At 43.8% G+C, this 937-nt stretch carries 2 protein-coding genes; one reads left to right on the top strand and one right to left on the bottom strand.

What is annotated here, in order from left to right; genetic code table 11:
- A partial coding sequence (locus CVN76_RS05555; RefSeq protein WP_198512496.1) for an alpha/beta fold hydrolase occupies positions 1 to 180 on the top strand: 180 nt, incomplete at its 5' end.
- A 201-nt stretch (positions 181 to 381) separates the two neighbouring features.
- On the opposite strand, the gene CVN76_RS05550 is transcribed toward CVN76_RS05555, so the two are convergent.
- Positions 382 to 937 (bottom strand): class F sortase (locus tag CVN76_RS05550; RefSeq protein WP_157805551.1); only part of this gene is annotated, 556 nt, incomplete at its 5' end.

Here is a 937-nt window from a genome sequence, read left to right as displayed (position 1 = left end):
GGAAGGGAGGAAAAAGTGATTCCTGTTGCTGCAGGGGAGCATTTGCATGAACATATCCCGGATTCCCAACTCGTAATCTTCGAAGATAGCTGCCATTGTCCTTTTTTGGAAGAAAGCGATTTATTTAACAAAACCGTCGATGACTTTATTCAAAAAGGAATAGGAAGGGCTGGAGGATAAGCATTTTCCCCGTTTCCGATGGCTAAGAAATTCGGGGGTGCGAAAGGAAGCGTATCGCTAAGCGGGATTTTCGCACCTTCCGTAACGATCAGGAGCTGATTACAGCGGTGGAAGGCAAAAGTAAAAGGAACGGTCCGGTTCAATGCCGAACACGATCCTTGAAAGTGGTATCTAAAGTTCACTTTTAACAGTGGGCCATTATCATTCGGCAATGCTGGATGGAGCGGATTCCTGCCCATATTCATTAACAGCTGTGACATAGTAATGAGCTTTTGAGGCATTATTATCTACATAACTTTTACGTTCGTACTCTGAGATGCTTCCAATGTGCGTAAATGTCCCTCCAGGCACTTTTTTGTATATCCGGTAGCCAATAATATTTCCTTCTCGTACGGCATACCAGGATAACAAATCACCGCTTATTTTTACATTCGTTGGCGCATCTGGCAGCTTCGCTTCATTTTCAAGCTGCATCGCTTGTTCTTCCTTTAATTCTGCATATACGACCAATCGTTCTTGATGCGTGCCTTTTGATCGGTCGAAGGTGCCTGTGCAAGTAATTAAGTTCAAATGGCGCCCTTTGCTATATCCGAAGATTTCGTTAAGAGGGGCTTTGTCTCGTGGGTAGCTTTGTTTCTTTTTCACCACAAATGTGAGTTTTGTTCCTTGTTTGTCCTTAACCGTAATTTCATCCCCTCTATCGAGGTCTTTCAAATGATAAAAAATGGCGGGTCCTGTCTTGCTGTCTACATGCCCT

It is taken from the genome of Bacillus sp. mrc49 (assembly GCF_002803435.1).
The sequence above is the reverse complement of the archived record's forward strand: the minus strand, read 5'-3'. Positions and strand labels throughout refer to the sequence as shown.